Annotated in this window: 16 protein-coding genes; 7 read left to right on the top strand and 9 right to left on the bottom strand. The window is 71.6% G+C overall.

The window, feature by feature from the left end; genetic code table 11:
• Nucleotides 1–8 precede the first annotated feature (8 nt).
• The 6 genes from JT362_RS11735 to JT362_RS11710 all read left to right on the top strand — a co-directional run bounded on the left by JT362_RS11735 (nt 9) and on the right by JT362_RS11710 (nt 10529).
• Nucleotides 9–2495, top strand: coding sequence for a DNA gyrase/topoisomerase IV subunit A (locus JT362_RS11735; protein WP_260191156.1), 2487 nt, complete (start codon nt 9–11; stop codon nt 2493–2495).
• A 4-nt stretch (nt 2496–2499) separates the two neighbouring features.
• Nucleotides 2500–3306 (top strand): class I SAM-dependent methyltransferase, encoded by an 807-nt coding sequence (locus JT362_RS11730; RefSeq protein ID WP_260191155.1) that lies wholly within the window; start codon nt 2500–2502, stop codon nt 3304–3306.
• A 153-nt stretch (nt 3307–3459) separates the two neighbouring features.
• Nucleotides 3460–5061: a sugar ABC transporter ATP-binding protein gene (locus tag JT362_RS11725; RefSeq protein ID WP_375546479.1), complete on the top strand. Its 1602-nt coding sequence runs from the start codon at nt 3460–3462 to the stop codon at nt 5059–5061.
• A gap of 52 nt (nt 5062–5113) precedes the next feature.
• Complete coding sequence (locus JT362_RS11720; protein WP_260191154.1) at nt 5114–6109, top strand: ABC transporter permease; 996 nt, start codon at nt 5114–5116, stop codon at nt 6107–6109.
• A 3-nt stretch (nt 6110–6112) separates the two neighbouring features.
• Nucleotides 6113–7081: an ABC transporter substrate-binding protein gene (locus JT362_RS11715; RefSeq protein WP_260191153.1), complete on the top strand. Its 969-nt coding sequence runs from the start codon at nt 6113–6115 to the stop codon at nt 7079–7081.
• Between the two features lie 79 nt (nt 7082–7160).
• Nucleotides 7161–10529, top strand: a complete 3369-nt coding sequence (locus tag JT362_RS11710) for a glycosyl hydrolase family 95 catalytic domain-containing protein (RefSeq protein WP_260191151.1) — start codon at nt 7161–7163, stop codon at nt 10527–10529.
• A 117-nt stretch (nt 10530–10646) separates the two neighbouring features.
• Here JT362_RS11710 and aroF read toward each other — a convergent pair whose 3' ends face one another.
• The 5 genes from aroF to JT362_RS11685 all read right to left on the bottom strand — a co-directional run bounded on the left by aroF (nt 10647) and on the right by JT362_RS11685 (nt 15056).
• On the bottom strand, nt 10647–11687 hold the full coding sequence (gene aroF, locus JT362_RS11705; protein ID WP_260191150.1) for a 3-deoxy-7-phosphoheptulonate synthase: 1041 nt from the start codon (nt 11685–11687) through the stop codon (nt 10647–10649).
• A 14-nt stretch (nt 11688–11701) separates the two neighbouring features.
• Nucleotides 11702–11824, bottom strand: a complete 123-nt coding sequence (locus tag JT362_RS11700) for a chorismate mutase (protein WP_260191149.1) — start codon at nt 11822–11824, stop codon at nt 11702–11704.
• A 4-nt stretch (nt 11825–11828) separates the two neighbouring features.
• Nucleotides 11829–12620 carry a TIGR03084 family metal-binding protein gene (locus tag JT362_RS11695; RefSeq protein WP_260191148.1) on the bottom strand — a complete coding sequence of 264 codons (792 nt, stop codon included), beginning with the start codon at nt 12618–12620 and terminating at the stop codon, nt 11829–11831.
• A gap of 83 nt (nt 12621–12703) precedes the next feature.
• Entirely contained in the window at nt 12704–14746 is a 2043-nt protein-coding gene (ligA, locus tag JT362_RS11690; RefSeq protein ID WP_260191147.1) for an NAD-dependent DNA ligase LigA, read from the bottom strand.
• A 4-nt stretch (nt 14747–14750) separates the two neighbouring features.
• Complete coding sequence (locus tag JT362_RS11685) at nt 14751–15056, bottom strand: DUF6235 family protein (protein ID WP_260191146.1); 306 nt, start codon at nt 15054–15056, stop codon at nt 14751–14753.
• A 131-nt stretch (nt 15057–15187) separates the two neighbouring features.
• Here JT362_RS11685 and JT362_RS11680 point away from each other — a divergent pair, with 131 nt between their 5' ends.
• Nucleotides 15188–15853, top strand: coding sequence for a TetR/AcrR family transcriptional regulator (locus tag JT362_RS11680; protein ID WP_260191145.1), 666 nt, complete (start codon nt 15188–15190; stop codon nt 15851–15853).
• Here JT362_RS11680 and JT362_RS11675 read toward each other — a convergent pair.
• From JT362_RS11675 to JT362_RS11660, 4 genes are all read right to left on the bottom strand, one after another.
• Nucleotides 15825–16526: a maleylpyruvate isomerase family mycothiol-dependent enzyme gene (locus JT362_RS11675; protein ID WP_260191144.1), complete on the bottom strand. Its 702-nt coding sequence runs from the start codon at nt 16524–16526 to the stop codon at nt 15825–15827. The two genes, JT362_RS11680 and JT362_RS11675, sit on opposite strands and share 29 nt — an antisense overlap.
• Before the next feature lie 40 nt (nt 16527–16566).
• Nucleotides 16567–17037, bottom strand: a complete 471-nt coding sequence (locus JT362_RS11670; RefSeq protein ID WP_260191411.1) for a flavin reductase family protein — start codon at nt 17035–17037, stop codon at nt 16567–16569.
• 104 nt (nt 17038–17141) lie between these two features.
• On the bottom strand, nt 17142–17621 hold the full coding sequence (locus JT362_RS11665) for an acyl-CoA thioesterase (RefSeq protein WP_260191143.1): 480 nt from the start codon (nt 17619–17621) through the stop codon (nt 17142–17144).
• 4 nt (nt 17622–17625) lie between these two features.
• Nucleotides 17626–23472: a type I polyketide synthase gene (locus tag JT362_RS11660; RefSeq protein ID WP_260191142.1), complete on the bottom strand. Its 5847-nt coding sequence runs from the start codon at nt 23470–23472 to the stop codon at nt 17626–17628.
• Nucleotides 23473–23554 lie beyond the last annotated feature (82 nt).

Here is a 23554-nt window from a genome sequence, read left to right as displayed (position 1 = left end):
GGAACGACATGGCACGCCGCAAGGCCCGCACGACCCGGGTCGACCCGACCGCGTTCGACCAGCCGGGCGCGAACGTCTTCGACAACCCGCTGAAGACCGAGATCGAGGACTCCTACCTGGAGTACGCCTACTCGGTCATCCACTCCCGCGCCCTCCCCGACGCGCGCGACGGCCTCAAGCCGGTCCACCGCCGCATCCTCTTCTCCATGAACGAGAACGGGTACCGGCCCACCCACGCCTACGTGAAGTCCTCCCGCGTGGTCGGCGACGTCATGGGCCGCTACCACCCGCACGGCGACATGGCCATCTACGACGCCATGGTCCGGCTGGCGCAGGACTTCTCGATGAACGCGCCGTTGATCGACGGGCATGGAAATTTTGGAAGCCCCGACGATGGACCGGCTGCTTCGCGTTACACCGAGTCACGGCTTTCGCCTGAGGCGATGCTGCTCGTGGGGGAGCTGAACGAGGAGACGGTCGACTTCCGGCCGAACTACGACGGGTCGTTGGAGGAGCCGGCCGTGTTGCCGGCCGCGTTCCCGAACCTGCTCGTGAACGGGACCTCGGGGATCGCGGTCGGGATGGCGACCAACATGATCCCGCACAACCTCGGTGAGGTGATCGGGGCCGCTCGGTGGCTGATCCACCATCCCAACGCGACACTCGACAAGCTGATGGAGTTCGTTCCCGGGCCCGACCTGCCCACCGGCGGCATGCTGCTGGGCCTGGACGAGGTCCGGCGGGCCTACGAGACCGGACGCGGCGTGGTCCGGATGCGGGCGAAGGTCGAGATCGGACCCCTCGAGGGCAGTCGCGGCCGGCAGGCGATCACGGTGGTCGAGCTGCCGTACGCCGTCGGGCCGGAGAAGATCATCGAGAAGATCACCGACGAGGTCACGAAGTCCAAGCGGCTCACCGGGATCGCGGACGTCAAGGACCTCACGGACGGGGAGAACGGGACCCGTCTCGTGATCGAGTGCAAGGTGGGGGTCAACCCGCAGGCACTGCTCGCCGACCTCTACCGGCTGACGCCGATGGAGCAGTCGTTCGGGATCAACAACCTCGTTCTCGTCGACGGGCAACCCCAGACGCTGGGGCTCAAGGCGCTGCTCGAGGTCTTCCTGCGGCACCGCTACGACGTCGTCACCCGACGCACCCGCTTCCGGCGCCGCAAGCGCGAGGAACGGCTGCACCTGGTCGAAGGCCTGCTGATCGCCCTGCTGGACATCGACAAGGTGATCCGGCTGATCCGGACCAGCGAGAACGCCGCCGAGGCCAAGGAAGGCCTGATGAAGCGGTTCAAGCTCACCGAGATCCAGGCGACCTACATCCTGGACACCCCGCTGCGGCGCCTCACCAAGTACGACCGGATCGAGCTGGAGAACGAGCAGGAGCGGCTGCGCGCCGAGATCGCCGAGCTGTCGAAGATCCTCGACGACGAGTCGGTGCTCAAGAAGCTCGTCTCCAATGAACTGGCCAAGGTCGCCAAGGACCTCGCGGGCGAGCGGCGAACCGCGCTGATCGACGGTGACCTCAAGGAGGTGCTCGCCGCGTCGAAGCCGGCGGGGCCGCTGGAGGTCGCCGACGACCCGTGTCAGGTGCTGCTGTCCGCGACCGGGCTCGTGGCCCGCACGGCCGCCGAGTCGGAGGAGGCCACCGAGGCCCGCCGGCGCAGCGGGCGCGCGAAGCACGACGCGGTGTCCGCGCTGGTGCACACCACGGCGCGTGGGCAGATCCTGGTGGTCACCAGCCGCGGGCGCGCGTTCAAGACCGACGTGCTGCCGCTGCCGGTGCTGCCCGAGCACGCCGGCACGGTCTCCCTCGGCGGCGGGATGGCGGCCAGCGAGCTGGTGCCGCTGGAGTCCGGTGAGCGCGTGGTCGGCATCGCCCCGCTCGGCGAGCGGGCGGCGGGGTCGCCGGGGCTGGCGCTGGGTACGCGGACGGGGGTGGTGAAGGTCTGCGTGCCGGACTGGCCGGTGCGTTCCGACGAGTTCGAGGTGATCGGCCTCCGGGACGGTGACGAGGTCGTCGGCGCGACCTGGCTGACCGACGGCACCGAGACGTGCGTGTTCCTGTCCTCGGACTCGTCGCTGCTGCGGTTCCCGGCGTCGCTGGTGCGGCCGCAGGGGCTCAAGGGCGGCGGCATGACCGGCATCAACCTGGCGTCCGGTGCTGGCGCGGTGTTCTTCGGCGCGGTGCGCACCGACGACGACGAGCACGGCGAGCCGATGGTCGTCACGGTCACCGGGCAGAGCGTGAAGGTCACGCCGTTCGCGAAGTACCCGGCGAAGGGCCGGGCGACCGGCGGCGTGCGGACGCACCGCTTCCTCAAGGGCGAGTCGCGGCTGGTGCTGGCCTATGTCGGTCCGCGCCCGGCCGGCATCGCGCGGAACGGCTCGTCGGTGGAGCTGCCCGAGCCCGACCCGCGTCGGGACGGCTCCGGCACCGCGCACCCCGGCCCGGACATGATCGGCCGCCTGGTGGAACGCGGCTGAGCCGATGACGAACTCCGGTTCGGACGGGGCGGTGCGGGCGCTGGCCGAGCACTACGGGAACACCGCCGAGCACTACGAGCGGCGGTGGGCCGGGGTGCTGCACCCGGTGAGTCTGGCGCTGCTCGACCGGCTGCCGCTGGCGGGCGCGCGGGCGGTGTTGGACCTCGGGACCGGGGTGGGCACGTTGCTGCCGGCGTTGCGGGAGCGGGCCCCGGACGCGCTGGTGGTCGGCGCCGACCGGGCCGAGGGGATGGTCCGGCGGGCCCCCGCCGGGTTCCCCCGGGTGGTGGCGGACGGGATGCGGGTGCCGTTCGCCGGCGGGGTGTTCGATGTCGCGGTGCTCGCGTTCATGTTGTTCCATCTGCCCGATCCGGCGGCGGGGGTCCGCGAGGCCAGGCGGGTGCTGCGTCCGGGTGGGACGGTCGGGATCGCCGTGTGGGGCGCGGATCCGCCGATGCCGGCGGTGGAGATCTGTCACGACGAGTTGGACCGGCACGGTGTTCCGGCTGACTCCTCGCTGGTGAGCCGGCACGTCGTGCTCGACACGGTCGAGAAGCTGACCGGGGTGTTGACCTCGGCCGGGTTCGGGGACGTGCGGGTCGGGCCGGTGCCGTGGTCGTACCGGCCGAGCGCGGAGGACTTCGTCGCGCAGCACGCCACGGTCGGCTCCACCGCGCGGCGGCTGGCGAAGGTGTCAGAGGCGGTGCGGGAGGAGTTCCTGCGCTCGGTGCGCGTCCGGCTCGCGGAGCTGGGGCCCGATGACTTCGCCGACCGGCGGGAGATTCTGGCGGGAACCGCGCGGGCCGAGTAGAGATCTGACGATTATCCGGTTCCGGTGACCGGTTCACGGCGGTACGTTGCAGTGTGTTGCTAGCGGCTTACATAGTCTTGACGGCGAATACATCGGATGTCTAACCTCCCGGAAGATTCTCGCCGGCTGTGACTAGGCGGAAAGAGGACCGGGTTGCTGACCGAGACCGCGACACCACGGACGTTGCCGCTGCTCGAGGTGGAGGGCGTGGACAAGTCCTTCCCCGGCGTGCGCGCCCTGTCCGACATGCGCCTGGAGCTGCGCGCCGGCGAGGTGCTCGCCCTCGTCGGCGAGAACGGCGCCGGCAAGTCCACGCTGATGAAGCTGCTGTCCGGCATCCACACCCCGGACACCGGCACCTTCACCCTCGACGGCGAGCCGTTGACGATCGCCGGCCCCAAGCACGCCACCGAGCTCGGCATCAGCATCATCCACCAGGAGTTCAACCTGGTTCCGCACCTGACCGTGGCGCAGAACGTCTTCATCGGCCGCGAGCCGCGCCGCGCGCGGCTGCTGCTCGACGAGCGCCGCCTGGTCCGCGACGCGCGCGAGCTGATCGGCCGCCTGCACCTGCCGCTGGACCCGAACGCCGTGGTCGGCGACCTGACCGTGGCCAATCAGCAGATGGTCGAGATCGCCAAGGCGCTCTCCTACGACCCCAAGGTCCTGATCATGGACGAGCCGACCGCAGCGCTCAACGACGCCGAGGTCGCCACCCTGCACGAACTGATCCGACGTTTCGTGCGGCCGGAGACCGGGGTCATCTACATCTCGCACCGGATGGAGGAGATCCGCCGGATCGCCGACCGGGTCACGGTCATCCGCGACGGCCAGTACGTCGACACCGTGGACGTCGCGGCCACCAGCACCCGGGAGATCATCGCGATGATGGTCGGCCGCACCCTCGCCGACCACGCCGGACCGCAGGGGGTGCGGGCCGACCGCGAGGTGCTGCTCGAGGTCACCGGCCTGTCCACCAAGGCCCTGCTCAAGGACGTCACGTTCGACCTGCGCGCGGGGGAGATCCTCGGCTTCGCGGGGCTGATGGGTGCCGGGCGCACCGAGACCGCCCGCGCGATCGTCGGCGCCGACCCCGTCGACGGCGGCGTGCTCACCCTGCGTGGCAGCCGCATCCGCATCGGGCACCCGGCCGACGCGGTGCGGCACGGCATCGGCTACCTGTCCGAGGACCGCAAGCGCTACGGCCTGCTGCTCGACAAGGACGTGAAGGCCAACGTGACCCTCGGTGCGCTGGCCAGGCGGTTCACCACGGCCGGGTTCGTGCACGACCGGGCCGCACGAGCGGCGGCGAGCGAGTACGTCGGGTCGCTGCGGATCAAGACCCCGTCGGTGGACCAGACGACGAAGTTCCTCTCCGGCGGCAACCAGCAGAAGGTCGTCATCGCCAAGTGGCTCGCCCGGGACTGCGACATCCTGATCTTCGACGAGCCGACCCGCGGCATCGACGTCGGCGCCAAGGAGGAGATCTACCAGCTGCTCAACGAGCTGGCCGAGCAGGGGAAGTCGATCATCATGATCTCCTCGGAGCTGCCCGAGGTGCTGCGCATGTCGCACCGGGTGGTGGTGATGAGCGAGGGCCGGGTCACCCGGATCCTCGACGCCGCCGAGGCAAGCCAGGAGACGATCATGCACTACGCGACGCTGCGTCCGGACGAGAACGTCGAGGACGCCAAGGAACTCGGGCTGGACCCGGTGGAGACCGGCGCGGCCGAAGACGAAGAGGGGAAGGCATGACGCCCTCGCACGAACCGGCCACCGGTACGTCCCGAACTGGAGGCAGCAACCGATGGTGACCACGAGGGAGAAGTCCGGGGTGGCGGGCAGGCCGGTCGGGGCCGTGGTGAAGGGCCGCCTGCAGCAGCTGCTGGCGTTCGCCAGCCTGATCGTGATCTTCGCGTTCTTCTCGGTGGCGAGCCCGTTCTTCTTCACCTACGGCAACTTCACCGCGATCCTGTTCTCCACCGTGGTGATCGGCACGCTCGCGATCGGCACCACGTTCGTCATCATCACCGGCGGCATCGACCTGTCGATCGGCACCGGGATGGCGCTGTGCGCGGTGATGTCCGGCGTGTTCATCGTGAACCTGGACCTGCCGCTGGCCGTCGGGCTCGTCGCGACCGTCCTGTTCGGCGGGCTGATGGGGCTGGTCAACGGGATCAACATCGCGCTGCTGAAGATCCCGCCGTTCATCGCGACGCTGGCGATGATGCTGGTGGCCGAGGGGCTCGCCCTGGTCGTGTCCGGCAGCGCGCCGATCTACTTCTCCGAGGAGCCCGCCTACACCAAGATCTCCACCGGCAACCTGATTCCCGGCGTGGACTTCCCGAACGCGGTGATCGTGCTGATCGTGGTCGCGGTGATCGCCGGGGTGCTGCTGACCAAGACCGTGCTCGGCCGCTACACGTACTCGATCGGCAGCAACGAGGAGGCCACCGCGCTGTCGGGCATCGACGTGCGGAAGTGGAAGATCGCGGTCTACGCGTTCGCCGGTCTGTTCATCGGGCTCGCCGGCATCATGATCTCCGCCCGGCTCGGGTCGGCCCAGCCGGCCACCGGCATGGGCTACGAGCTGCAGGCGATCGCCGCGGTGGTCATCGGCGGCACATCGCTGTCCGGTGGCAAGGGCTCGATCGTCGGCACGCTGATCGGGGCGCTGATCATCTCCACGCTCAACAACGGTCTGCAGATCATGTCCATCCCCCAGGAGTGGCAGAACGTCATCCTCGGCTGCGTGATCCTCGTGGCCGTCTACACCGACATCCTCCGGAAGAAAGAGGCCTGATCGATGAAGATGCAGAAGGTCGGCGCCGTCGTGGCCGGTGCCGCCCTGGCCCTCTCGCTGACCGCGTGCGGTGCGGAGGGCGGCGGTGCCGGTGGTGGCGGTGGGCAGCCGTACATCGCGATCGTGTCCAAGGGCTTCCAGCACCAGTTCTGGCAGGCGGTCAAGCAGGGTGCCGAGGAGGAGGCGTCGAAGCAGGGCGCGCGGGTGACGTTCGTCGGCCCGCCGACCGAGGCCGACGTCGAGGAGCAGATCAACATGCTCACCAACGACATCGCCAAGAGCCCGGACGCGCTCGGGTTCGCCGCGCTGGACAGCCAGGCCGCCGAGCCGCTGCTGCAGCAGGCGAAGTCGCAGGACATCCCGGTGATCGCGTTCGACTCCGGAGTGGACAGCGACGTGCCGCTGACCACGGTCAGCACCGACAACAAGGCCGCCGCGGCCGAGGCGGCCAAGCACATGGCCGAGCTGGTCGGCGGCTCGGGCAAGGTCGCGATGGTCGTGCACGACCAGACCTCCCAGTCCGGCACCCAGCGCCGGGACGGCTTCCTGGAGTGGATGGAGCAGAACGCGCCGGACATCGAGGTGCTTGACCCGCAGTACGGCGGCGGCGACCAGCTGGAGTCGGCGAACATCACCAAGTCGATCGTCTCGTCGAACCCGGACCTCAAGGGCATCTACGCGTCCAACGAGGGCTCGGCGATCGGCGTGATCAAGGGCGTGCAGGAGAGCGGCAAGCAGGGCCTGCAGCTGGTCGGCTTCGACTCGGGCAAGGCCCAGGTCGACGCGATCCGCAACGGCACGATGGCCGGCGCCGTCACCCAGGACCCGGTGAACATGGGCCGCCAGCTGGTGATCGCCGCGATGAAGGCGATCAACGGCGAGGACCTGCCGGAGACCGTCGACACCGGCTTCAAGTGGTACGACCAGACCAATGTGGACGACCCGGAGATCGCGGCCGTCCTCTACGACTGATCCTTTCCTGAACACAGCTTCTCAGCACGGAAATCCTTCCGGGCTTACTTCGGCGTGCCTTCATGACAGAGGAGTCGTGATGTCCAGACGCTCACGGGTGAGAACCAGGATTCTGACGACGGCGGTGGCCGCGGCCACCGCACTGGCCGGGACCGCGCTGGTCGACAGCGGTGCGGTGGCGGAGGACCAGGGCCACGGGCACCGCAACGACGGCCTGACGCTCTGGTACGACGAGCCGGCGACCGACTGGGAGTCGGAGTCGCTGCCGATCGGGAACGGGGCGCTCGGTGCGAGCGTGTTCGGCGGTGTCGGCACGGAACTGTTGCAGTTCAACGAGAAGACCCTGTGGACCGGCGGGCCGGGCTCGCCGGACTACGACTTCGGCAACTGGCGGGAGCCGCGGCCCGGGGCGATCGAGCGGGTGCGGGAGCGGATCCGGGTCGATGGCCAGGCCGACCCGGAGTGGGTCGCCGACCAGCTCGGACAGCCCAAGACCGGGTTCGGCGCCTACCAGATCTTCGGTGACCTCCGGCTCACCCAGGTCGAGGAGCCGACGAACGTCACCGACTACCGACGTGACCTCGACATCGCCGAGGCCGTCGCCGGTGTCGGGTACACCGCGGACGGGGTGCGGTACTCGCGGGAGTACTTCGCCACCGCCGCCGACGACGTGATCGTGGCGCGCCTCTCGGCCGACGAGCGCGGCCGGGTCGGCTTCACCACCTCGGTCAGCGCGCCGGACAACCGCTCGCGGACGGTGACCGCGCGGGACGGCCGGATCACGTTCGCCGGCGCCCTGCACGACAACGGGCTGCGGTTCGAGGCCCAGATCCGGGTGCTCAACGACGGTGGCACCCGTACCGACAACGCCGACGGCTCGGTGACCGTGCGCGACGCCGACGCGGTGACGCTGGTGATCGCCGCCGGCACCGACTACTCCGACGTGTACCCGGCCTACCGCACCGGCGAGGACCCGCACGCCGAGGTGACCAGGCGGGTCGACCTGGCCGCGCACAAGGGCTTCCACCGCCTGCGGCACGCGCACGTGGCGGACCACCGGGAGCTGTTCGACCGGGTTCGCCTGGACATCGGCCAGGAGATGCCGGACCTGCCGACCGACGACCTGCTGCGCGCCTACCGCGATCCGGCGACCCCGGCCGCGCACCGCAAGGCGTTGGAGAACCTGTACTTCCAGTACGGCCGGTACCTGCTCGTCGCGTCGTCGCGGCCGGGCTCGCTGCCGGCGAACCTGCAGGGCGTGTGGAACAACTCCACCTCGCCGCCGTGGAGCGCCGACTACCACGTCAACATCAACCTGCAGATGAACTACTGGCCCGCGGAGACCACGAACCTGTCGGAGACCACCGCGCCGCTGTTCGACTACGTGGACTCGATGGTGCCGGCCGGCGAGGTCACCGCGAGGGAGATGTTCGGCAACCGCGGCTGGGTGGTGCACAACGAGACCAACCCGTTCGGCTTCACCGGCGTGCACGACTGGGCGACGGCGTTCTGGTTCCCCGAGTCCGGCGCGTGGCTCGCGCAGCACTACTACGAGCACTACCTGTTCACCCGCGACGAGGAGTTCCTGCGGGAGCGGGCGTACCCGATGCTCAGGTCGCTGACGCTGTTCTGGATGGACGAGCTGGTCGAGGACCCGCGCGACGGGAAGCTCGTCGTGACCCCGAGCTACTCGCCGGAACAGGGCCCGTTCTCCTCCGGCGCGTCGATGTCCCAGCAGATCGTGTGGGACCTGCTGAACAACACCGTCGCCGCCGCGCGCCAACTCGGCGACGACGCGTTCGCGCGTCAGGCCCAGGCCACCCTGGACCGGCTGGACCCGGGCCTGCGGGTCGGTTCGTGGGGCCAGCTGCAGGAGTGGAAGGAGGACTGGGACGACCCGAACAACCAGCATCGGCACGTGTCGCACCTGTTCGCCCTGCACCCGGGCCGGCAGATCACCCCGCAGGACGACCCGGAGCTGATCACGGCGGCCCGCACCTCGCTGGAGGCGCGCGGTGACGGCGGGACCGGGTGGAGCAAGGCCTGGAAGATCAACTTCTGGGCGCGGCTGCTCGACGGCAACCACTCGCACCTGATGCTCTCCGAGCTGCTGAAGAACAGCACGCTGGACAACCTGTGGGACACCCATCCGCCGTTCCAGATCGACGGCAACTTCGGGGCCACCGCCGGGGTCGCGGAGATGCTGCTGCAGAGCCACTCCGGCGTGGTCGACGTCCTGCCCGCGCTGCCCGATCTGTGGGCCGACGGCTCGGTCGACGGCCTGCGTGCCAGGGGCGACGTGACCGTCGACGTCGACTGGGCGGGCGGCACCCCGACCAGGATCGCCCTGGAGGCGGGTCGGTCCGGCCCGATCACCGTGTCGTCGGACCTGTTCGCCGGCCGGTACGAGCTGACCGACTCGTACGGCAACCGGGTGCGGGCCGACCGTTCCGGTGACCAGGTGACGTTCGACGCCGATCGTGGCCGGACGTACGTGTTCCGGGCGCTGGCGTCGATGTCGGTGGACGCCCCCGACCGGGTGGTGGACCAGACCCCGTTCGAGGCGGAGGTGACCGTCTCGGCGCACGGCCGGACGCTGCCGGCGGCCCGGCTGGCGCTCGACCTCCCCGACGGCTGGACGGCGTCCCCGGCCCGGCACCACGTGCGCCCGATCCGGCGCGGCGGGTCGAGGACGTACACGTTCACCGTCACCCCGGCGGCCGGGGACACCGAGTTCCAGCCCCTGACGGCCGTGCTGACCGGGGACGGCTGGCGGCACACCGGACGCACAGGCGTGGCGATCGAGCCGCTGCCGCCGTGCGCGGCACCGCCGGACGGTCCGCTGGTGGCCTGGGACCCGGCGTCGGGGTCCACTGTGGACGACGCGTCCCGGCACGACCGGGACGCCACCGTGCGCGGATCCGTGGCCTACGACGACACCGCGCCCACCGGTAGCGGCGTCGTCCTGGACGGCGGAACGTACCTGGGCACCGAGCCGACGTCGCTGGGCTTCCTCCGCGAGGCGACGTTCGCGGCGGAGGTGAAGGCGTCCGGCAGCGGCTACCGCCGGCTGTTCGACTGGCAGCCCAGCGGCGATCCCGGCACCGACGGGGTGCTGATCGACCTGACCCCGTCGAACCAGCTGCGCTTCATCGGCTCCGGCACCAACGTCACCACCGGCGCGGTGGTCCCGGCGGACCGCTGGACCGACGTGGCCGTCACCATGACCGACGCCGGCGAGCTGACCGTGTACCTGGACGGCGCCCAGGCCGCGACGGCGGCGGTGCCGGCCGACGGCATCAACGGCTGCGCCACCAGGGAGCTCCGCTTCGGCGCCGACCAGGGCGGCGGCCAACGCCTCACCGGCGCCGTCGACCGCGCCACGATCCTGCCCGTGGCCCTGAGCGCGGCGGAGATCCCGAACTGGCGCACCCACGCCTTCGGCTGACCACGACCGGAACGTACGACTCGCGCGCCGGGAACGTACGACTCGCGCGCCGGGAACGTACGACTCGCGGTGGTCGCGAGTCGTACGTTTCGGTTCGGCGAGTCGTACGTTCCCGGTTCAGCTCGCCTTGCGGAGGGGGCGGGTGGGGTTGGTGCGGCCCATGTAGACGGACAGGTCCTCGATGGTGCGGGACAGGTCGGTCAGGTCCTCCTCGACCAGGGCCTGGGGGCCGTCGCAGAGGGCCGTGGCGGGGTCGGGGTGGACGTCGACGATGACGCCGTCGGAGCCGGCGACGATGCCGGCGCGGGCGAGGGGGAGGACCAGGTCGCGGCGGCCGCCGGAGTGGGACGGGTCGACGATCACCGGAAGGTGCGAGAGGCGTTGCGCCACGGGGACGGCCGAGACGTCGAGGGTGTTGCGGGTGGCGGTCTCGAAGGTGCGGATGCCGCGCTCGCACAGCACGATGCTCAGGTTGCCGCGCTGCGCGATGTACTCGGCGGCCATCAGCCACTCCTCGATGGTGGCGTTCATCCCGCGCTTGAGCATCACCGGCTTGCCGGCGGCGCCGACCTCGCGCAGGAGCGTGAAGTTCTGCATGTTCCTGGTGCCGACCTGGAGCATGTCGGCGTAGGAGGCGACCATCTCGACCTCGTGCGCGCTGAGCACCTCGGTGACGATCGGCAGCCCGGTCTCGGTACGCACGTCGGCCAGGATCTTCAGGCCGAGCTCGCCGAGGCCCTGGAACGCGTACGGCGACGTGCGTGGCTTGAACGCGCCGCCGCGCAACAGGGTCGCGCCGGCGCGCTGGGCCATCCTGGCCGCGGCCAGCGTCTGCTCCGGTGTCTCCACCGCGCACGGTCCGGCGATCAGCGTCAGCGTGTCCGGCCCGATCGGCACCCCGCGCACGTGCACCACCGACCGGTCCGGGTGCTGCTCGCGGCTCACCAGCTTGTAGCCGGTGGACACCCGGGTGACCTGGCCGACGCCCGGCATCCCGGACAGGTTCAACGAGGCGAACAGGTCCACGTCGCCCACCAGCCCGACGATGACCCGGCTCACCCCTCGGCTCACGAACGCCCGCCCGCCCGCGGTCTCCACCCGCGCGACGACAGCGTCCACATCGGACGGTGTGGCGTCGGGGGACATGACGATCACCACGGTTTCCTCCATGTTCAGGCCGCCAGGTAGGGCCGGGGTCCGGGCGCGTCACGCAGGTACACGTGCCGGATCGCCGACCGGGGGCGGTCGCTCTCGATATGGGCGAGCAGCCGGATCAGCCGGCGTGGGGGCATCATGGCGTCAGGACGAGAACTGTCCCGGCCTGCGGCCTTGCCCGGCGGGTCCTCGGTAGGCCTGGGCGAGGTCCAGCCACGCGTCGGCGTCGTCGCCGACCGCCTTCACGTCGAGGTCGTCGCGGTGCCGCCGGCGGGTGACCAGCAGGCAGAAGTCCGTCGCGGAGCCGGTGATCCGCTGCTCGGCGGTGGGCGGGCCGAACTCCCACAGGTCACCGGACGGCGCGGTGAGCTCGTAGCGGAACTGGACGTCTGGCGCGGTGAGCCCGCGGGACTGGTAGCCGAAGTCCCAGGTGAGCGTGGCGAACCAGGCGAGGTGCCAGAGCCGGTCGGTGCGCTCGCGGGCGACGCCGAGCGCGTCGGCGATGTCCTGGCCGTGGCCGAAGCACTCCATGGTCCCGGCGCAGGCGAGCACGGTCGGCGGCAGCGGACGCACCAGCCACGGCACCACCTGGTCCGGTGGTACGGCGGCGAGCGCCTCGATCGCGGTGTCCCGCTCGGTCCGCCACTTGCCGAGCAGCACCTCCGGCGAGTCGCCGTCGAACTCGCGCAGCGCGCCGTTGACCGCGCCCTCGAAGTTCTCCGCGGCCTTGGCGGTCATCGCGGCGAACCGTTCCGGGGCGGCGGCCGCGGTGCCGGCGAGACGGAAGATGAAGGCAAGGTGGGCGATCTGGTTGGCGACCGTCCAGCCAGGCGCGGGCGTCGGCCGCGCCCAGTCGGCGGCGTCGATGCCGGCGACGAGCGCGTCGACCGCCTCGGCTTCTGCGGTCAGGTCGGCGATCACGTCCCGCTGAGTCACGCGTCTGTCCTCTCGCCCGGGAGCTGTTCTGTCCCAAGGATGACCGGACCGCGACGCGGTGTCTTATCCGCAGATGCCGGTTTCTACAGCAGGGCGGCGAACTCCTCGGCCGGCATGATCCGGATGCCCAGCTCCTCGGCCTTCGCGGCCTTGGACCCCGCGCCGTCGCCGACCACCACGAGGTCGGTCTTCGCCGACACGGATCCGGAGGCCTTGCCGCCCAACCGTTCCACCGCGTCGTTGGCGTCCGTGCGGTTGGTCAGGCCGGGGACCGCGCCGGTGACCACCACCCGCATCGGCGACCCGTCCGGTTTGCGCAGCGGAAGGCCGGGCTCGGCGGGTCCGGTCCGGGGCTCGGTGGTGTTGACCCCGCGGGCGATCAGCTTCTCGATCACCGCACGGTAGTCGGCCAGCTCGGCGGCGATCGTGACCGCGCGTTCCGGCCCGACCCCCTCGACCCGCTGCAGGTCCGCCACCGACGCCTCCAGCAGCGCGGTCACCGTGCCGAACTCGGCGGCCAGCCGGCGGCACATCGCCCGCCCGGCCATCCGCATGCCCAGCGCGGTGAGCACCTTGGACAACGGCCGGTCCTTGGCGCCCTGGATGCTCGCGACCAGCTTGCCGGCGGACACCTCACCCATCCGCTCCAGCCGCACCAGCGTCGGCACGTCCAGGTCGAACAGGTCCGCCGGGTCGGCCACCAGCCCGGCCGCCACCAGCTGGTCGATGATCTTGTCGCCGAGGTGCTCGATGTCCATCGCGTCGCGGGTGGCGAAGTACGCCAGCGTCTGCCGGGCGCCGCACACCCGGCCCTGCACGCACCGCCAGCGCTTCTGTGACCGGTCGATCCCGCCGCCGCAGCGCGGGCAGTGCTCCGGCGGCTCGAACGGCACCGAGTCGACCGGGCGCTCGTCCAGCTTCGCGCCGGTGATCTCCGGGATCACGTCGCCCGCGCGGCGAACGAACACCGTGTCGCCGACGCGGACGTTGCGTCGCACCAGGTCGCCGAAGTTGTGCAGGGTGGCCGACACGACGGTGACGCCGCTGATCACGACCGGCTCAAGCACGGCGACCGGCGTGATCACCCCGGTGCGGCCCACCTGGACCTCGATGCCGAGCAGGGTCGTGGTGCGGGTGTCGACCGGGAACTTGTAGGAGATGCCCCAGCGCGGCGCGCGGCTGGACGAGCCGGCGGCGTCGCGGTCGGCCGGCTGGTCGGCCTTGACCACCGCGCCGTCCACGCCGAACCCGAGCGCGCCGCGCAGCTCGCCGATCCGCTCGACGGCCGCGAGGGCCTCGTCGATCGTGGTGCACACGGTCATCCCGGCCGGGCAGCCGAGGGTGGTGGCCACGCCGAGGCGCTCCAGCTCGGCCATGGCGGCGGAGTGGGTGACGTCCGGCATGCCCTGCACGGCGTAGGCCAGGAACGACAGCGGCGCGTCGTAGGCGCGCTGGTCGGCGCGCAGGGTGCCGGCGGCGGCGCTGCGCGGGTGGGCGAACGCGGGCTCGCCGGCGCCGATCCGCAGCTCGTTCGCGGCGGCGAAGTCGGTCTCGGTCATATAGACCTCGCCGCGCACCTCCAGGGTCACCGGCTCGGCGAGCCGCTCGGGCAGGCCGGCCGCGCGCCGGGCGATGCGGGTGACGTTCTCCCCGGCGACCCCGTCGCCGCGGGTGGCGACCAGCGTGAGCCGGCCGTCGACGTACCGGGCCGCGATGGCGAGCCCGTCGATCTTGGGTTCGACCGTGTACCCGGCGGCGGGCCGGCCGAGGAGCCGGTCCAGCCGGGCGGCCCACTTCCGCAGGGCCTCCTCGCCGAAGACGTTGTCCAGTCCCAGCATCGGGCTGGAGTGGGGGACGTCGCCGCCGATCGGGACGCCGGCGGCGACCGTCTCGGTCGGCGAGCCGGTGACCTTCCACTCCGGGCGGGCCGTCTCGGTGGCGGTGACCCTGGCGAGCAGCGCGTCGTAGGCGGCGTCGTCCATCAGCGGGTCGGCGCTCTGGTAGTAGGCCAGCGCGGCGGCCCGGAGCTCGGCGACCGCCGCGGCATAGCTCTCGATCGAGCCGAACGGCGCCGCGAGGTTCGGATCCACGATCGGGGCGGCCACCAGTGGGTCGGACACGGTCATCAGATTACGGTGTGAACTGGTCGCGGGGGCCGATCCCGACGATGCCGAACGAGTCGAAGCAGTTGATCCGAAGCTTGAGCACGAGGTCGTCCTTGACCAGGACGTACAGCTCGCTCAGCTGCTGGAAGTCGTCGATGATCCGGTAGGTGCGGAACAGCGACCCGTCGGCCATCGCGAACAGCGCCTTGTAGATCGCGTTGCGGTCGGACTGCCCGGCCGACTCGGCCCAGGCGTCCAGCACCTCCAGGCCGGTCTCCATGCGGAACCGGGCGTGGGGGGCCGACTGACCGATGTTGGTTGGCTCGTTCATGTCTGTCGCCAATCTCTCCCGCGGCTGACCGCCGCCTGTTCCATAACGCCGTTGTACTTACAACGGTAGGGGTGTTATGTAACACTGTCAAGGTGAGCCCACGGCGAAAAGACCCCAGAGCACGTTCGGAGTTGGTCCAGATCGCGGCCCGGCTGCTGGCCCAGGAAGGACCGGAGGCGATGTCGACCCGACGCATCGCCACCGAGGCCGGCACGTCGACGATGGCCGTCTACACGCATTTCGGGAGCATGAGCGGCCTGGTGCGCGAGATCGTGCACGAAGGATTCGGCCGGCTGCGGCACTACTTCGAGCGGCTCGTCCCCACCGACGACCCGGTCGCGGATCTGGCGCTGTACGGGCGGGCCTACCGGCACACGGCGACGAGCGCCCCGCACCTGTACTCGGTGATGTTCGGCGGCCTGTCGCTGGCCGGCTTCGAGCTGACCGAGGAGGACCGCCAGTACGGGCGCTTCATGCTGGTCCCCGTGGTCGAGTGCTCGGCACGGTGCATCGCCGCGGGACGGTTCACCGCCGGCGACGAGATGGTGGTCGCGCACCACATGTGGCTGGGCATGCACGGGCTGGCAGCCCTCGAGATCGGTGGCTACCTCATCGACCCGTGCGACGCCGACCGGAGCTTCGAGACGCAGCTGGTGACCCTCATGGTGGGCGAGGGTGACACCGCCGAGGCGGCGACGGAGGCGGTGCGGCGCTCGGCGGAACGCTTCCCCCGCGAGATCCTCCGCGAGGAGGCGGTGGAGGAGGAGGTCACTCCACCGGGGACTCGGGTGGGCTGAACGGGCCCCAGCTGAACGCGGGTAACCAACGGTGGGAGTCGCGGTCCCAGCCCAGCGCGGTGATCTGCGAGTGGCTGCGCCGCCCGGCGAGCGACCGGTAGAGGTCGTGGCGGTCCGCGGTGACCGTCGCCACCGGCTCGCCGTCCCCGACGGTCCACCGGGTGCTTCCGGTGGACAGGCGCAGCGCGGGCAGGTGGTGCGCGGTCACCGCGGCCGAGAACCCGTTGGCCAGCACCTCGAACGCGCCCGCGAACGCGAGGTGGTCGGCCGGCATCGGAGCGCCGACCGCGTAACGCAGGTCCAGCTCGTGGGTGAACGCGTCGGTCACCAGGAGGTTGCCCGCCCGCGCGCCCCGGTCGGCGAGCAGCAGGTCGACCTCCGCGCCGAGCCGGTCCCACGCGTCCAGCAGTTCCGGGACACCCATGCCGGACGAGGACGACGGGTGGGTCGACGGCCATCCGGACATCCGGCCGACCGCGAGCGCCGCCGACCCCACCAGGTGGGCGAGCAGGTCGCGGACCGTCCACTCCGGACAAGACGGCACGGTCGGGTTCCCCGGGTCGCCGGACAGCACCTCGAGCACGTTCTGGCGCACCTGCCGGTAGGCCACGTGGTTGGGCGAGCGAGCGGCGCGCAGCGTCGGTCGACCGGCTTCGTACAGGCTCGTGTCCATGGTCATCCTTGGGTGTCCGCGGTGGAACGTGCTGCCCCGTTCAGGCGCTTCGCGCCGCCGGCACGCCGTGGTGGTGGAAGCCACCGCCGAGGAACAGCAGCGGCTGTCCGCCGCCTCGGCTGGCACTGAGCACGGTGCCGAGGAAGATCGAGTGGTCGCCGCCCTCGTAGGTCTGCCGCAGGTCGCACTCCAGCCAGGCCAGTGACCCGACCAGCAGCGGAGCGCCGGTGTGGCGGCCGGGGAACCAGTCCACCCGTTCGAACTGGGCCATCCCGGCCGGCCGGCCCCGGCCGGCGAAGTAGCGCGCCACGCCCTCCTGCTCGGCGCTCAGCACCGACACGCCGAAGTGGCCCGCGTCGATGATCGCGTCGTGGATCCGGGCCGTCCGGCCGACACAGCACAGCACCAGCGGCGGGTCGATGGAAACGGAGGTGAAGGCGTTGGCCGTCATCCCGTGCGCCTTCTCCCCGCGCGCGGTGAGCACCGTGATACCCGTGGCGAACTGGGACATCACCTCGCGCAGCGCCCGCCCGGCGACCTCCTGCTCGTTCGTGGGCCTGAGCACCGACACCGGCGGCGAAACCGACGCCCCCGGCCCGTCCGCCGGCCCGGGGGTCACCGCGTGTCCCCGGTACCGACGGGCTTGCTCGTGGCCGGAGCCACGTTCGGGTTCGCGGTGTACGGCGCGAGCGCCTCACGCAGCGCCGCGGGCACCCGCGACGGGACCGTGTCGTTGTTCGGCCCGCGCATGCACGCGATCCGCTGCCGGCCCCGCGCCACCAGGAACTCCACGTCCTCGACCAGCTTGACGTAGTCGAAGCTGAACTGGATCTGGGTCTGGGTCAGCTCGTCGAGCCGCATGCGCACGGACAGCTCGTCGAACGCGGTGATCTCGGCGAAGAACTCGCACTCGACCTTCAGCGTGAACAGCTTCAGGTCCTGCTGCATCTCCGCCAGCACCTTCGGGGCCTTCTCCTTGAGGAACATCTCCCGGCAGCGTCCCTGCCACCGCAGGTAGTTCACGTAGTAGACGTTGCCGACGAGGTTGGTCTCCTCGAACCCCACGGTGTGGCGGATCTCGTAGTACCCGGCCATTTCCTCAGTTCTCCTCTCCCGACAGGACGGCGAAGACCACCGGCTCACGCACGTCGTTGAGCGTGGTGACCCAGGTCGCGATGCGCGCATCGCCGTCGGACAGCAGTACCCAGCCCTCCTCGTCGACCCGGTCCAGGGTGAGCGCCTGGGCGGTCACCCCGGCCTTGCGCAGGCACTCCAGCGCGCTCCAGACCCTGGTGGCGGCCAGCGACAGCGACTCACCGGTCTCGGCGGCCACCAACTCGCACACCGGGACCTGCTGCTCGCCGAGCAGCGTCGCCCAGTCGTCGCCGTCGCGGTCGAGGACGGTCTCCACGTCGCAGGCGAGCGGGCCGGTCCCGGTGACGACCATCGTCACGCCCGCCCCGTGGGAGGCCGACAGCGCGGCGTCGTCGATCTCCGGGCGGCCGTCCGGCCGGTACCGGACCCGGGCCACGCGGCCGAGTGCCCGGCCGGCGGCAAGGGCGGTCTGTGCCCGTCGGTCCTCGGCCTCGAACAGGCCGGTCGCGGGGTTCGGTTCGACCACGACCGCCCGGCTGCCGCCGAGCACCCGCTCGGCCGCGCGCTCCAGGTAGGAGCCGAGCAGTGCGGGGACCCAGGGCCCGGCGCCGGCGCGCTTGCGCACCGCGCGCAGCGACAGGCCCTCCCAGCGCTCGACCAGCGTCCCGTCCGTGGTCAGCACGTCGATGTCGTAGACGTAGGTGTCGCCGTCCTGCAGGCGCTCCCGGGCGTCCATCACCACGACCTCGGTGTCGGCCTCGAGGTCGGGGTCGGCCAGGTACAGCTTCTCGATGCCCTGCGGCAGCAGCGTCGCGTCGGGGACGCAGCACTGGATGGCGTGCATCACCGCGTCGCGGGTACCGGGATCGGCCAGCACCCGCTCCTGGGAGAGGAACGCCGCGAACCAGGGCGCCGGGGTGGTGGTGGACAGCTCCGCCACCGCGTGCCTGGCGGACGCCCTGCGGTAGGACAGCAGGCGCTGGAACCGCTTGCCCTGGAACAGCACGCCCCCGTACAGCTCGGCGACCGGGTCGACCGGCACCGCGGGCAGGTTGGTGACGATGCCCGTGGTCCCGGCCGCCGGGGTGGGCGGCTCCGGCCGGGGGAACCGCAGTCGTGCCCGGAAGTGGTCGCTGCTGAACGCCGTCTCCTCGCTGCGGATGGCGACCGCCACCGTCTCGGCGTCCCGGTTGAGCGCGACGATCCGGATGCCGGTCGAGCCGCCGGGCCGCACCACGATCGGCCGCAGGAACTCGACCTCCTCCAGCAGCGGCGCGCTCGGCCGGCCGGTGAGCGCGGTGGCGACCTGGGTCATCGCCTCCATGCCGATCACCGCGGGGAACAGCAGGTCGCCCTCCAACAGGTGGTCGGACAGGTACGGGTCGCTGCCCGCGCTCAGCTCGGTCTCGCTGATCAGCTCGACGCCCGGGTAGTGCACCGGCACCCGGTCGATGAACCGGGTCAGCGGCAGTTCCTCGCTCGCGAACGCGAGGGTGGGCAGCCCCGCCGCCCGGCCGCTGACCACCAGCACCGGCCCGGCCGACGGGTCGGCCAGCACGCGCCGGAGCACCGCGAGCCCGTTGTCCAGGGAGATCGGGGTGATGCCGTCGCGCATCAGCGCCTCGACCACGCCCAGCTTCTCGCCCATGCCGGCACCGGACCAGACCGACCATTCCAGCGCGAGCACCCGCGCGTTCGGGTGCTCCTCGCCGAACCGGACGGTCAGCTCGGACATCCAGTCGTTCGCGGTCGAGTAGTGCGCCTCGCCGCGCAGCCCGGCCCGGCCGATGATGCTGCCGAACGTGACCAGCAGCTTGATCCGGTCCGCGTCGACCGCGCCGAGCACCGTGCGCAGACCGGCGATCTTCGGCGCCAGGGTCTGCCGGAACTGCTCATCGGTCAGGTTCGCCAGCGCGCTCGGCTCGTTGCGCCCCGCGCCGTGCAGCAGCGCGGTCACCGGCCCGAGCTCGTTCTCGAACCGCGTCACCGCGGCCAGGACCTGGTCGGCAGCGGTCACGTCGGCGCGTTCGTAGCGCACCTCGACACCGGCCGAGGCCATCCGGGCCAGGTTCGTCGAAACCTCATCGTCCTCGGCCGGGTCGGCCCGCCCGAGCAGGGCGAGTCTGGCTCCCGAGTCCCGCGCCATGGCCAGCGCGCACTCCGCCGTGATGCCCTTCGCGCCGCCGGTCACCAGCAGCACGTCACCCGGTCCGAGCGGGCTCGCGGCACCCGTTGTCCCGTCCGGAGCCACGTCCGGAAGCGCGCGCAGGACCGGCACCGTTCTGGTGCCCTCCTCGGTGTACCGGACCTCGGCGAAGCCGGTCGTCGCGGCGACGTCGCCGACCACGTTCGCGACGGTGGCGTCGATGTCCTCCGGGCTCGTCGGCTCGGAGTCGGCCAGCCCGATCACCGTGGTGGGCACCGACGGGTGTTCCAGGTGCAACGTCCTGGCCAGACCCGAAGCGCCGAGGTTCTCCTGCACCACCACGAACCGCGTGTCGGTGCCGGCGACGGCCCGTTGGCCGGCGCGCAGGAACAACTCGACGTGCGGTTCACCGTCGCGGGGCAGGCACAGCAGCACCCCGTTGCCGACGCCGGCATCGACCAGCGCGGCACGCAGCCGCTCCCCGAGCGGGTGGCCCGCCGGGGCGACCAGCTCCCAGTTGCCGGGCGCGCCGGTGCCGAGCGCCAGCGTGGTGCGCGGTGCCGGCAGGTAGTCCACCGAGAACGGCCGCACCCAGGGCGCGAAGCCGGGAATCTCGTTCGGACCAGCCGCGCCGTCCTGCGCGGTCTCGTCGAGCTGGTCGATCATCTCGGCCAGCTCGCCGAGGGTGACGGTCGCGAAGTTCGCCGTGGCGGCCAGCGCGGGCAGACCGAGCTCGCGGGTGGCCTCGTTGACGATCTGCCCCACGGTGATCGAGCTGAGGTGCAGGTCGTCGAGCGGGTGGGTCTGTGCGGTGACGGTCTCCAGCGGGAGCTCGACCCGGTCGGCGGCCAGCCGACGCAGCACGTCGAGCGTCGCCGACTCCGAGCTACCCGCCGCGACCGCGTCGGCATCCGTGGACTCCGCGGCATCCGTGGCATCCGCCGGCTCGGCGTCCACGGTGAGGTCCTCGGCGATCTCCGGGGCCGTCTCGCACGGGCTCGCCAGGAACGTGAGGTCGGCGTCCTCGGGCATCGGCCGCACCACCCGGTCGGCGAACAGCGGCGTCGGGTCGAGGTCGACGCCCAGCGCGTAGGCGGCGCCCGCGGCGCCGAGCAGCGAGCTGAGCGAGGGGCTGTCGGTGTCCAGCGCGAGCACCGCCGTGTCCGGCGCCTGCTGGGCGACCAGCCCGGAGAGCACCCGGCCGGGGCCGACCTCCAACACCAGGTCCGCTCCGGCGACGGCGACGGCCGCGGCCTGCTGGAAGCGAACCGGCCGCACCACCTGGTCGACCAGCAGCGCACGCAGGTCGGTGTGCGGTTCGAGCAACTCGCCGGTGACGGTGGAGACGACCGGGCGCCGGGGCGTGCCGAGGTCGAACTCGGTCAGCCGCTCGGCCATCGCCTCGGCGGCCGGCCGCACCATCGGGGAGTGGAACGCGTGCGAGACGTTGAGCCGGGTCGCGGTCAGACCACGGGAACGGGCCCGCACGCACACCTCGTCCACGTCCGAGGCCGGGCCGGCGATCACCGTCTGGGTCGGGCCGTTGTAGCCGGCGACGACGACGTCCCGGTCGCCGGCCAGTGCCTCGACGGTCGCCGGGTCGGCGGACACCCCGGCCATCGCACCGCCGGTCCGGCTCGCCCGCCCCATCACCCGGCCGCGGACCGCGGCCAGCCGCAGTACGTCGCCGCCCTCGATCGCGCCGGCCCAGGAGAGCGCGGTCAGCTCGCCGAGGCTGTGCCCGACCGCGATGTCCGCGTCGATCCCCAACGAGTACAGCACCCGCAGGCCGGCGACCGAGCCGGCGACGATCCGCGGCTGAGCGACCTCGGTGGCCACGTGATCGCCGTCGGCCGGCACGGCCTCGTTGGCGAAGACCGTCCGGGCGGCGGTGAACCGGCGCCGGATCGCGCCGACCGTGTCCCGGCCCGATCCCTGCCCGGGGAACAGGTAGGCGATGCGTGGCGCGGTGGTCCGGTGGTCGAGGAACACCCCGTCCGCGGGTGCGAACAGCCGCGTGGTCCCGGCGGCCAGCTCGTCGCGCACCCTGGTCAGCTTGCGGACCGCGTCGGCGGGGTCGCCGGCCACCACCGCGGCCCGGTGGTGACCGCCGGTCTGCTCGACCGCCAGCGTGCCGGCCAGGTCGGTGAGCTCGGCGGTGGCGAGCGTGCCGACCAGGCCGACGAGGTTGGCGACCCGGGCGTGCAGGGCGTCGTGGGTGTGCGCGTCGACCAGCAGCAGCTCGACGTCCTGCCGGCCGGCGACCAACTCGCCGGCCCGCCGGTCCACCTCCGTACGCCGCTCGCGGCCGGGTGCCTCCTCGATCGCCACGTGCGAGTTGATCCCGCCGAAGCCCATCGCCGACACACCGGCGCGAACCGGGCCGTCGGCGGGCCACAGGCCGGCCTCGTCCGGCACGTACATCGCCGCGTCCGGCTCGGTCAGCTTGGGGTGCGGGTCGACGTGGCCGGTCGCGGGCGGGATGACCTGGTGGTACACCGCCAGCGTCGCCTTGATCAGGCCGGCGATGCCGGCCGCGGCCTTGGTGTGGCCGAAGTTGCCCTTGATCGTGCCCAGCGCCGCGGGCGGGGCGGTGGGGTCGGCCTCGCGGCGGGCGCCGGACAGCGCCTCGATCTCGGTCGCGTCGCCGACCGCCGTGCCGGTGCCGTGGCCTTCGAAGTAGGACACGGTCTCCACGCCGTAGCCGGCCCGCTCGTAGGCACGGGTCAACGCGAGCTGGTGGCCGGACGCCTCCGGCCGGGTGATGCCGCCCTTGCCGTCCGAGGAGACGCCCCAGCCGGTGACCGAGGCGTAGATGCGCAGGTTGCGGGCGATGGCCTCGCTCTCGCGCATCAGTACGACCATGCCGCAGCCCTCGCCCGGCCAGAAGCCGTTGGAGTCCTTGTCGTACACCTTCATCTCGCCGGTGGCGAGCGCGCCGGTCTTGGCGAACCCGATCACCTCGAACGGGTCGATGGACAGGTCGACACCACCCGCGATGGCCACGTCCAGGTCGCCGTCCACCAGCGCCCTGGCCGCCGACGTGATCGCCAGCAGCGACGACGAGCAGGCCCCGTCGACGGTGAAACCGCCGCCGCCCAGGTCGAAGTAGTTGCAGATGCGCCCGGCGATCGTGTTCGCCAGACCACCGGCCAGGGTGTCCTCGTCGATCGGCGGGAACGGCGCCTTGTACTGCGGCTCGAGGTCGCGCAGGAACGCGCCGGTCTCCTCGGCCGACCATCCCTTCGCGGACAGCGCCGCGGCCACCGTGCGCCGCACGTACGGCCAGCGCAGCCGCATGAGGTTGGCCCGGGAGAACTCGCCGGTCAGGCTGTTGCCCAGGATCACTCCGGCGCCCCGCCTCGGCAGGCCCTCCGCGAACGGGAAGCCCGCGTCGGCCAGTGCGGTCGCGGCCGTGTCCAGGGCAAGCCAGTGGGTCAGGTCCGTCGACCGGTAGGTGCTGCCGGCGATCTTGTACTTGACCCGGTCGAACTCGAAGTCGCGCAGTACCGCTGCTCTTGTCGAGTAGAACCTGTCCGGGGCGTGCGGGTCCGGCGACCAGTAGTCCGCCTGGTTCATTCGTACATCGGGCAGGCGTCGGAATGCCCTACGACCGGCGAGCACGTTCTCCCAGAGTTCTTCGGGAGATGTGGCGTCCGGATAGCGCAACCCAATGCCAACGATTGCGATCCGCTCGTTGCTCACGTTCACCGCCTCACGGCCAGAAGGAACCACGGGCGAACGGCTTACGTATCGGCCCGGCCGCCCGGTATCAAATACAGCCTGC

Origin of the sequence: Actinophytocola gossypii, assembly GCF_025165815.1 — a bacterium.
GTDB lineage: Bacteria > Actinomycetota > Actinomycetes > Mycobacteriales > Pseudonocardiaceae > Actinophytocola > Actinophytocola gossypii.
This window is presented reverse-complemented; position numbering and strand designations above follow the sequence as displayed.